Here is an 11,030-nt window from a genome sequence, read left to right as displayed (position 1 = left end):
TTTGTAGTTAATTTAATTTTACCAGGCATCTAAAACAGGTGCATATTTTTTTTGTAAAAAAATATGCTGAGGCTACGCCCCAACATTTATTATAGAACCCTTTTTTTATATAAAAAATTTGTTCCAAATAAAATTATTTCATTGGTTTATTATTAGACTATGTTAAAATAAAAATTTTAGTATTTACAACTATCTTGAATTAATTTATAAAAATAGTATACTAAAAATTAACAACGTAAGGAGGGATACAATGAGAGTAGTAATAGATGCAATGGGTGGAGATAATGCTCCACAGGAGATAGTAAAGGGTGCAGTTGAAGCTGCAAAGGAATTCAATTTAGATATTATTTTAGTAGGTAGAGAAGAGGAAGTAAAAAATGAAATAAAAAAGTATGATACTACTGGATTGAATATTGAAATTGTTAATGCTACAGATATTATTGAGAACAATGAATCACCAACTATGGCTATAAGAAGGAAAAAAGATTCATCATTAGTTATTGCATTTAAATTATTAAAGGAAGGAAAAGCTGACGCACTTATATCTGCTGGAAGTACAGGTGCTATTTTAGCAGGAGGTATATTCCTATTAGGAAGGATAAAAGGAATCGATAGAGCTGCTTTGACTCCGGTATTGCCAGGTAAAAATGGCCCATTTGTAATTGTTGATGCTGGAGCAAACGCAGATTGTAAACCTAACAATTTATTACAATTTGCTATGATGGGAGAAGTGTATGTAAATAAGGTTTTGGGAATTAATAATCCTAAGATAGCACTTGCAAATATAGGTTCAGAGGAAGAAAAGGGTAATGAATTGACAAAACAAAGCTTTGAACTTATAAAAAATAAAATAAATGGATTTGTAGGTAATATAGAAGGCAGAGATATACCAAATGGAGATGTTCAAGTTGTTGTGTGTGATGGATTTACGGGAAATATGATTTTAAAGGTATATGAAGGAGTAGCAGGTACCATATTTGAAATTTTGAAAAAGGAAATAATGTCAACTTTAAGAAGTAAGATAGGAGGACTTCTTTTAAAACCTGTATTTAAAAATTTTAAAAGAAAATTTGACTATACAGAATATGGAGGGGCAATACTACTTGGTGTTGATGGGTTAGTTATAAAGGCACATGGAAGCTCAAATGCAAAGGCCTTTAAAAATGCAATAAGACAAGCTAAAGCTGCCTATGATGGCGGAATACTTGATGATATAAAGGAAGAGTTAGTTAAGATAAATATTGAATAAGAAATATAATCTATTCATAATATAAATAAGAAATAATAATTTATGTTGACTCTTTACATTATATGTAATATTATATAGTTGAGTTTGAAGGGAGGTGAACTTATGATATTTGAAAGAGTTAAGGAAAGAATTTCAGAAGTTTTAGGAATAGATCCTGAGGATATAACAATGGAATCATCATTTATGGATGATTTAGGTGCTGATTCATTAGATGTTGTTGAGTTAATAATGGCTCTTGAGGATGAGTTCGATTTAGAAATCCCAGATGAAGAGGCAGAAAAAATCCAAACTGTTGGAGATGTTGTTGAGTACATAAAGGAAAATACAGATTTTTAACATAGTCCCGATTTATTCGGGGCTTTTAACATATTTCATAAGTTAATTTTATTAATATAAAGTTAACTTATGAAATGTGACAAAAAAATCATTAGGGGGCTTTATATGGATAAAATAAGAAAGAAACAGTTAAAGCGTTTAGAAGAAATAATTGATGTGGATTTTGAAAATATAGGTTTATTAGATATTGCACTAACGCATAGTTCATATGCAAATCAGTTTAATTTAGGATATAATTCCCATAACGAGAGATTGGAGTTTTTAGGTGATTCAGTTTTAAGTTTAATAGTAAGTGAATATCTATTTAAAAAGTTTAAAAATAAGCACGAAGGTAAATTAACGAGGATTAGAGCAGCAGTTGTTTGTGAGTCCTCTTTGGCAGAGATAGCAAGAAGATTAAAGTTTAATGAATATTTAAGGATAGGAAAAGGTGAAGAACTTACTGGAGGGAGAGAAAAGGATTCTCTCCTTGCGGATTGCTGTGAAGCAGTAATAGCTGCAATATATCTTGATAGGGGATATGAAAAGGCTAAGAAGTTTGTTATTAAGAATTTAGAGGAAAAAATTGAACTATTCAGCAATGATATAAACTACAATGATTATAAATCTAAACTACAGGAGTATGTTCAAAGAGATATAAATAAAAAAATTGTGTATAGGGTAGCAAATGAATATGGACCTGATCATAATAAAACATTTGAAATTAATGTTTATCTTGATGATACTTTATATGGCAAGGGAATAGGAAAGAGTAAAAAAGAGGCAGAACAAAATGCAGCAAGGGAAGCATTGAGAACATTAGGAGTTGATTAGTAATATGAAGCATTTTATAATACCAATTTTTGTTCCACATAAGGGGTGTCCTCACGATTGTATTTTCTGTAATCAAAAAAGAATTACAGGTCAATACAATGATGTAGAGGTTGAAGATGTTTATAAGATAATTGAAGAACATCTAAAAACTATAGATAGAAATAATTCACATATTGAGATTTCTTTTTTTGGAGGAAGTTTTACAGGGATAGAAATAGAAAAACAGAAGGAATTTTTAAGTATAGCCAAGGAGTATGTAGATAAAGGATTAGTTGATGAGATTAGATTGTCTACAAGACCAGATTATATTGATAGGGAAATACTTGATAATCTTAAAAAATATGGTGTGAAGAATATAGAGCTTGGTGCACAATCAATGGATGATGATGTATTAATGAGACAGTGTAGGGGACATAGTAGTGAAGATGTTGTTAATGCCTCAAAATTAATAAAAGAATATGGCTTTAAATTAGGTCTTCAAATGATGGTGGGGCTTTATGGAGATTCCTTTGAAAAGGATATATATACTGCAAAAAAATTTATTGAATTAAAACCTGATTTTGTTAGAATTTATCCAACGCTTGTAGTTAAGGATACCTATTTGGAGGTATTATATAGAAAAGGTATGTATAAACCTTTAGAATTAATAGATGCTGTGTATATATGTAAAGAACTTTATAAACTATTTTATAAAAATAATATTTATATAATGAAAATAGGTCTACAGGTTTCAGATGACTTTACTCTTGGCAAAAATGTAGTTGCGGGGCCTTTTCATCCAGCTTTTAGAGAGCTTGTTGAATCAAGCTTATTAAATGATATGATTTTATATTATATTAATATGTATTTTAAAGAATCAAAATCAATAGAATTGATTGTTAATCAAAAAACGTTATCAAAAATGTATTCAGATAAGAAAAGATTTTTTAACGACACTTTACAACAAATTTCCGACAAAAAGGTCAAGGTACACCAATCTACTGATTTAGATTTATTTGAAATATGCTTAAGAAACGAAGAAAAATGTTATAAAATGTCGTTATTTGATTATATTAACTCGATTATATAAAGAAGGAAAAAACTCCTTTATATAGAATACATAATAGGAGAGTGATAATTATAGTCTATATGAAGGAGGAGTTATATATGGAAGTATTAAAGGTATCAGCTCAATCACAACCAAAGGCTGTAGCAGGAGCTTTAGCTGCAACTTTAAGAGAAAGAGCATCAGCAGAAATACAAGCTATAGGTGCAGGTGCAGTAAATCAAGCAATAAAGGCTATTGCAATAACAAGAGGTTTTGTAGCACCAAATGGCATTGACTTGGTTGTTATCCCAGCATTTTCAGAAGTTGAAATAGATGGGGAAGAAAGAACAGCGATCAAATTTATTGTGGAACCAAGATAATTAAAATTAATATAATGATTATAAGCAAGTGCCATAAATAGTAGAAGTATGTAATGCTTTTACTCATTTATGGCACTTTGTTTATGGTATTATGTAAATAATTTGGGAAGATAATTCAAAGTTGGTTATTTATAAAAAACAAAGTAGTTTATATTGTTTTTATAATAGCAAGGTATATATTGGATATTATTACAAAATATTTTTCTCATATATTGCAATATTTAATATGTTTTTTTATAATATATACAGTTAGCTTAAAAAATATATACTTAATATTTTTTGTTCAACATACATTTAACTCATTGTATGTACTTTTTAAAAATAAAATATTATTTAATAAAATAAAATTGTAACTTTCAAGAGTAATATATAAAAATATCATCGAAGTAATATCATACATTTTAATTAAGATATAATTAAAATATAATTAAAATAAGATTATAAGGGGTTGTTTAATATGGATTATGAAAAATTAAACGAATTAGATAAAATAAAATTTCTTGTGAATTTAGCTACTATGTATTATGAAAAAGATATGACTCAAACTGAAATCGCAAAACATTTATCGACTTCACGTTTTAAAGTTGCAAAACTTTTGCAAGAAGCTAAAGAAAAAAATGTTGTTGAAATTATAATTAATCATCCTAAGGAGAGGTCAACAGATATAGAGAATTTATTAGTTAAACATTTTCAATTAAAGGAAGCTATAGTATTAAACAACCATATGATGTCAAATGATGAGACCATTCATTCGTTAGGAAAATTAGGGGCTGAATATATAGATAGAATAATCACTGATAATTCTATAGTAGGAATATTATGGGGTAAAACTCTCTATAGTGTAATTAAGAATATTAGACCACAGAATAAGAAAAATATCACTGCTGTTCAAGTTCTTGGAGCAGCAGCGAAGGACAATCCACTTGTTGATTCTCATGAATTAATAAGAAAGTTTGCAGATGCTTATGGTGGAAAATATAAATATTTATATGCTCCTTTATACATAGACAATGATTATGCTAGAAAAACTTTATTACAAGAACCTGTTGTCAATGATACATTATTTTTAGCTACAAAATGTGACATTGTATTAACTGGAATTGGTACAATTGATGCAGTTTTCGCATCTTCTCATTGGGCAAATTATTTAAATTCAAATAAGAACTTAAGCGTTGATTTAGAAAAATCGGTTGGTTGTATTTATGCTAGGTTATTTGATGTTAATGGAAATGAAATAGATGCAGATATCAATAAAAAGGTTATAGGATTAGATTTAGAGGATTTTCGCAAAGTTAAATATACTATTGGGGTTGTTTCTGGTAAATTTAAGGCAAAGGCAATATTGGGAGCATTGAGAGGACAATATATAAATGTATTAATTACTGATGAGGCAACTGCATTAAAAGTGTTATCATTGGCAGATGTCTACAATTAAAGATTAAATGTGTGGATTTTTAATTGTATAAATTAAATCTATTAAAATTAAAAGGAGTTGTTGGAATGTATTTCAATCCAATAACTCCTTTTAATTTTTTGCTCATAATGTTTGATGAACCAATATTTTAAAAATATATGGTTTATTTATATAAACTTTGAGGCAATTATTATTGAAAATGTATAAGAGCTTAATAAATATTATTTATAACAATTGTTTTATATGTTTGGTATTAAATAGATTTGTAAATTCGTTTTATACAAAACAAATGTTAATTATATTAACAAATGATGATGTTAAAACAGAGAAAGTATTTGACACACTAACAATTTATAACTAAAATAAATTGTTCTACATTAAATATTATAATAACAAATGTTAAATTAAACAACAAATGTTTGACAAGTAACAATTTAATTGCTATTATAATATTAAGAAAATTAAAAATATAAAAATATTTACTTTTGATTAAGAGGTGAATAGTATATGGAATTCATATACTTAAAAGAATGTTTTATTGAAGGTTACGACAGTTATTTAAGTGAATTAGTATCTGAATTTCTTTCAAAACAAGGTTTAAGATATGATAACAATACTGAATATACTTATGTTCTATTAGATGTAGATAAGGTAATAGCTACTGGTTCGTTAGATGGCAAGGTAATTAAATATGTTTCTGTAGAAGAAAAATATCAAGGTATGGCAATTACTAATAAAATAATTTCACATCTATTAAACAAAGCATACAATAAAGGACGAAAACAATTATTTGTTTATACAAAGCCTAAAAATTTAGATATATTTTTAGACTTGGGTTTTTATAAAATAGCGGAGGTTTTTGATGAAGTCGTTTTGTTAGAAAATGAAAATAACGGAATTGAAAAATTCATAAAAAATATACCATTACCAAAAACAAAAGGTTATATTATATCATCAGTTGTAGTTAACTGTAATCCGTTTACTTTAGGACATCAATATTTGATTGAAAAAGCTTCTATGGATAGTGATTGGGTTTATGTGTTTGTTGTATCTGAAGATAAATCTGATTTTTCAACAGAAATTCGTTTTAATTTAGTTAAAGAGGGAACTAAACATTTAAAAAATGTTACTGTGTGTCAAACGAATGATTATTTGATTTCTAATGCCACATTTCCGTCGTATTTTTTAAAAAAGTATGATGATGCAGCAAAAATTCATGCACTTTTAGATATTGAAATTTTTACCAGGTATTTTGTTCCAATTCTTAATATTAACCGTAGATATGTAGGAGAAGAGCCTTTGTGTGAATTAACAGCTTACTATAACAATACAATGAAAAGCATACTTCCTAAATATGGGGTAGAAGTTATAGAGTTACCAAGAAAGAAAATCGGTAATGAAGTTATAAGTGCATCAAGAGTCAGAAAGCTATTAAAGGAAGGTAAAATTGTAGATGTAAAGAAAATAGTACCATTGACTACTTATAATTTTTTAACATCATCAGAAGGACAAAAGATAATTGATAAGATAAAGAATTCTGTATATTAAAAATAGATACTTTGAATTTTATAGTTTCAAATTAGCTTTAAGATTAAAATGTATGAGGAGGGAAAGTATGAAAATAAAAAGAGTAGCAAGTGCAGGTACTTTGGAATCGAGTGATATTTTGGTAGTTGTAGAGCCTAATTTAGATCAAGGAATTGTTTTAGAATTAAAAAGTGTTGTTGAAAAACAATATGGAGAACAAATAAAAAAAGTGATTATAGATACATTAGCTGAATTGGGTATTAGAGATGCGATTGTAAAAGTAAATGATAAAGGTGCATTAGATTGTGTGATTAAGGCAAGAGTGCAAACGGCAGTTTTTAGGGCAACAGAAAAACAAAATTTAAATTGGGAGGAGGTAAATTAATGGTAAGATTAAGAAGAACAATGATGTATGTGCCAGGAAATAATCCTAGTATGGTTAAAGATGCACATATATTTGGTGCCGACACAATTATGTTTGATTTAGAAGATTCGGTATCTATAAATGAAAAAGATGCAGCAAGGTTATTAGTGTATAATTGTTTAAAAAATATAGATTATGAAGGTACAGAAATAGCAGTTAGAATAAATGGTCTTGATACACCCTTTGGATTGCAAGATTTAGAAGCGATAGTTAGAGTTAAACCAGATATTATTAGATTACCAAAAACAGAAACTCCAAGAGATGTAATTGAAGTGGAAAAAGTAATTGAAAAAATTGAAAAAAAGATAGGTATGGAAGTTGGAACAATTAAGCTTATGGCAGCTATTGAAAGTGCATTAGGAATTAAAAATGCTTATGAAATAGCAACTTCAAGTTCGCGTTTAGTAGGTATTGCTCTCGGAGCAGAGGATTTTGTTACAGATATGAAAACAACACGGTCCATAGAGGGAATAGAACTATTAACGGCAAGGAGTTTAATATTAATTGCAGCTAGAGCTGCTGGCATATATGCTATAGATACAGTTTTTTCAGATGTTAATGATGATGAAGGATTTGCTAACGAAGTTAAACTCATAAAACAATTGGGGTTTGATGGTAAGTCAGTAATTAATCCTAGACAAATAGATGTAGTACACCAAATATTCACACCTACTGAAAAAGAAATAGAAAAATCTATTCGTATAATTAAAGCAAGTAGAGAAGCATTAGCAAAGGGATCAGGTGTTGTTTCAATGGATGGAAAAATGATAGATAAGCCAATAATAGAAAGAGCTAATTGGATATTAACATTAGCAGAAGCATCAGGTGTATATAAAATGAAAGGAGGTGAAAAAAGTGATTATTAATAGTATTGGAAGAAAAATACCGGCTTATATAGAAGGGATAGGGGAATTAAAACCTTACCAAGGTCCTTTTAGTACTAAACCTACAGGTAGAAAGTATGGAAGAAAAATTTCTGCAGTACCGCCTAAAGAGGGAAAAATACTAAAAAGTATTGAAGAAGCAATTATTAAAAGCGGACTAAAAGATGGCATGACAATTTCATTTCATCATCATTTTAGAGAAGGAGACTTTATTATTAATTTAGTTATGGATACTATATCTAAATTGGGTATTAAGAATATTACATTGGCACCTAGTTCATTAAATAGTGTGCATGCACCATTGATAGAACATATTAAAAATGGAGTTATTACAAAAATTGAAACTAGTGGGTTAAGAGGACCTCTTGCGGATGCAATTTCAAATGGAATATTAGAATATCCAGTAAAGATTCGCTCTCATGGTGGACGGGCTAGAGCAATTGAATCAGGAGAACTAAAAATTGATGTAGCTTTCTTGGGAGTACCTACATGTGATGAATATGGTAATGCCAATGGATATTTTGGAAAGTCCTTTTGCGGATCATTAGGATATGCTAAAGTAGATGCTCAATATGCTGATAAAGTTATACTTATTACAGATAACATAGTTCCTTATCCTAATGTACCAGCCAGTATTTCACAAACAGACGTAGATTATATTATCTTGTTAGATTCAATTGGTGATCCAAAAGGAATAGTATCAGGTGCCACAAGGTATACCAAAAATCCCAGAGAATTATTAATTGCTAAATATGCTGCACAAGTAATTAAAGAATCGGGTTATTTAGTAAATGGTTTTTCTATCCAATGTGGTACGGGTGGTGCCTCACTTGCAGTTGCAAGGTTTATTAAAGAAATAATGATAAAAGAAAATATAAAGGCAAGCTTTGCATTAGGTGGTATAACAGGACAATTTGTAGAAATGATGGAAGAAGGGTTAATAAATAAATTATACGATGTTCAATCTTTTGATTTGATTGCTGCTAAGTCAGTTGGAAATAATCCAAATCATGTTGAAATAGATGCTAGTTTTTATGCAAATCCTCATAATAAGGGATGTGCTGTTAATCTTTTAGATATTGTTATTTTAAGTGCTTTAGAGGTAGATGTTGAATTTAATGTGAATGTTATTACAGGTTCTGATGGAGTTATCAGAGGGGCATCTGGGGGACATTGTGATACAGCTGCTGGTTCTAAATTGTCTATTGTAGTGGCACCATTAATAAGAGGTAGATTAGCAACAATTGTTGATAAGGTTAATACAGTTGTTACTCCTGGTGAAACAATAGATGTTGTAGTAACAGATAGAGGTATTGCTATAAATCCAAGAAGAAGGGATTTAATAGAAAGACTTTCAAAAACAAATTTACCTATATGTACAATTGAAAGCTTAAAAGAAAAAGCAGAAGAAATAGTTGGAAAACCTAAACAGATAGAATATGGAGAAAAAATTGTAGGTTTAATCGAATATAGAGATGGGACAATAATTGATATAATTAGACAGGTTAAGTAAATATATTTTATAAGTTTTATATTTGGGGAGAAAATTAGTTGTTTTATGCAAAACTGAGAATTATATTAATTATTTATGACTAATAAGAATTGAAAACTTTGTCAAAGAAAAATATTTAAAATAGGGGGAATAGTTATGGAAAAGTTAGAGAGTACCAAAGGGTATAAAGTTATGAGAGTTAATAAAATACAATTATATGGAATTCCTTTGCCTCTGTTTTTTGTTTTTGCAGTAGCAATTATTTCAGCCTCGTTATTTGATGTTCTTCCAGGAGATATTGTAGGAGCATTAGGAATTACTTTAATATTAGGAGCTATACTTGGTGAGATTGGCGATAGAATACCTATTTGGAATGAGTATATTGGTGGTGGAGCAATTTTGGCCTTTTTAGGTTCGGCATACTTAGTATATGCAGGCATCATGCCACAAAAAACTGCTGAAACAATTACAGCGTTTTATGAATCTACAAATTTTTTAAATTTATTTATTTCTGTTTTAATTACTGGTAGTATATTAGCTGTAAATAGAAAACTTTTGATAAAAGCATTAACTGGTTATATTCCAACAATATTAGCAGGTATTATTGGAGCAATGATTTTTGGTGTATTAGGTGGATTAATAACAGGTATTAGTCCTGAAAAAGTATTAACAATGTATGTCCTTCCAATTATGGGGGGAGGAACAGGTGCAGGAGCTATACCTATGAGCCAAATATATTCATCAGTTACTGGAAATGACTCTAAGCAGTTTTTGTCTTTTGCTTTACCTATTCTTACTATTGCTAATATTATATCGATTATAATTGCGGCGTTACTTAATAAATTAGGTAATAAAAAACCAGAATTAACAGGAAATGGTGAATTGATTAGAGCAAAAGATACTAATTTTAAAGATGTAAAGAAGGAGGTTAAATTAACAAATCGTGATTTGGCAGCAGGTTTCGTAATGTGTACGGGATTCTTTATTCTTTCGAATTTATTAAGTAAAAAATTATTACCAACTATATTTGGAGTACAAATACATACTTTTGCATATATGGTTTTATTAGTAGCATTATTTAATGGATTAGATCTTATACCTGAACAACTAAAACAAGGTACTAAAAAGCTCCAAAGTTTCTTTTCTGGACAATTTTTATGGGTAATTATGATTGGAGTCGGAGTTGCAAATACAGATTTAGGGGAAATAATAGCTGCAATAAATCTTTCAAATATAATAGTTTCAACATTTATAGTAATAGGTGCGGTTGTGGCTACTGCAGCTTTTGGATACTTTATAGGTTTTTATCCAATAGAATCAGCAATTACAGCTGGATTATGTATGTCAAATAGAGGTGGCTCAGGTGATATAGCTGTTTTAGGTGCAGCTAAAAGAATGGATTTAATATCTTGGGCACAAATATCATCAAGAATTGGTGGGGAATTATGCTTGTAATTGCAAGTATTTTGTTTGGTTTGTTTTTT

General features: G+C 29.0%; 11 protein-coding genes. All 11 read left to right on the top strand.

What is annotated here, in order from left to right:
- Positions 1-250 precede the first annotated feature (250 nt).
- The 11 genes from plsX (at position 251) to JG776_RS06270 (ending at position 11,001) form a co-directional block, all read left to right on the top strand.
- Positions 251-1,249 (top strand): phosphate acyltransferase PlsX, encoded by a 999-nt coding sequence (gene plsX / locus JG776_RS06320; protein ID WP_291965746.1) that lies wholly within the window; start codon positions 251-253, stop codon positions 1,247-1,249.
- Positions 1,250-1,351: 102 nt separating this feature from the next.
- Complete coding sequence (acpP, locus tag JG776_RS06315; RefSeq protein WP_291965744.1) at positions 1,352-1,585, top strand: acyl carrier protein; 234 nt, start codon at positions 1,352-1,354, stop codon at positions 1,583-1,585.
- Positions 1,586-1,690: 105 nt separating this feature from the next.
- Positions 1,691-2,398: a ribonuclease III gene (gene rnc, locus JG776_RS06310; protein ID WP_291965742.1), complete on the top strand. Its 708-nt coding sequence runs from the start codon at positions 1,691-1,693 to the stop codon at positions 2,396-2,398.
- A gap of 4 nt (positions 2,399-2,402) precedes the next feature.
- A complete protein-coding gene (locus JG776_RS06305) occupies positions 2,403-3,467 on the top strand; it encodes a radical SAM protein (protein WP_291965740.1) in 1,065 nt (354 codons plus the stop codon).
- Between the two features lie 77 nt (positions 3,468-3,544).
- The gene (locus JG776_RS06300; protein WP_027307442.1) at positions 3,545-3,805 is read left to right on the top strand and encodes a stage V sporulation protein S; all 261 of its coding nucleotides are present in this window, start codon (positions 3,545-3,547) and stop codon (positions 3,803-3,805) included.
- A 457-nt stretch (positions 3,806-4,262) separates the two neighbouring features.
- Positions 4,263-5,240, top strand: a complete 978-nt coding sequence (locus JG776_RS06295; protein ID WP_291965737.1) for a sugar-binding transcriptional regulator — start codon at positions 4,263-4,265, stop codon at positions 5,238-5,240.
- 486 nt (positions 5,241-5,726) lie between these two features.
- Complete coding sequence (citC, locus tag JG776_RS06290; protein ID WP_291965735.1) at positions 5,727-6,767, top strand: [citrate (pro-3S)-lyase] ligase; 1,041 nt, start codon at positions 5,727-5,729, stop codon at positions 6,765-6,767.
- A 67-nt stretch (positions 6,768-6,834) separates the two neighbouring features.
- Entirely contained in the window at positions 6,835-7,131 is a 297-nt protein-coding gene (gene citD, locus JG776_RS06285; RefSeq protein ID WP_291965732.1) for a citrate lyase acyl carrier protein, read from the top strand.
- Positions 7,131-8,036 carry a citrate (pro-3S)-lyase subunit beta gene (gene citE / locus JG776_RS06280; protein ID WP_291965730.1) on the top strand — a complete coding sequence of 302 codons (906 nt, stop codon included), beginning with the start codon at positions 7,131-7,133 and terminating at the stop codon, positions 8,034-8,036. Before citD ends, citE begins: the two co-directional genes overlap by 1 nt.
- Entirely contained in the window at positions 8,026-9,567 is a 1,542-nt protein-coding gene (citF, locus tag JG776_RS06275) for a citrate lyase subunit alpha (protein ID WP_291965728.1), read from the top strand. The genes citE and citF overlap by 11 nt, the downstream gene beginning before the upstream one ends.
- 135 nt (positions 9,568-9,702) lie before the next feature.
- On the top strand, positions 9,703-11,001 hold the full coding sequence (locus JG776_RS06270) for a 2-hydroxycarboxylate transporter family protein (protein WP_291965726.1): 1,299 nt from the start codon (positions 9,703-9,705) through the stop codon (positions 10,999-11,001).
- Positions 11,002-11,030: the final 29 nt, after the last annotated feature.

The sequence above is a fragment of the Caloramator sp. genome (assembly GCF_020054765.1).
GTDB lineage: Bacteria > Bacillota > Clostridia > Clostridiales > Caloramatoraceae > Thermobrachium > Thermobrachium proteoclasticum.
Note: the sequence above shows the minus strand (reverse complement) of the source record. Positions and strands in the feature narration are given on the sequence as shown.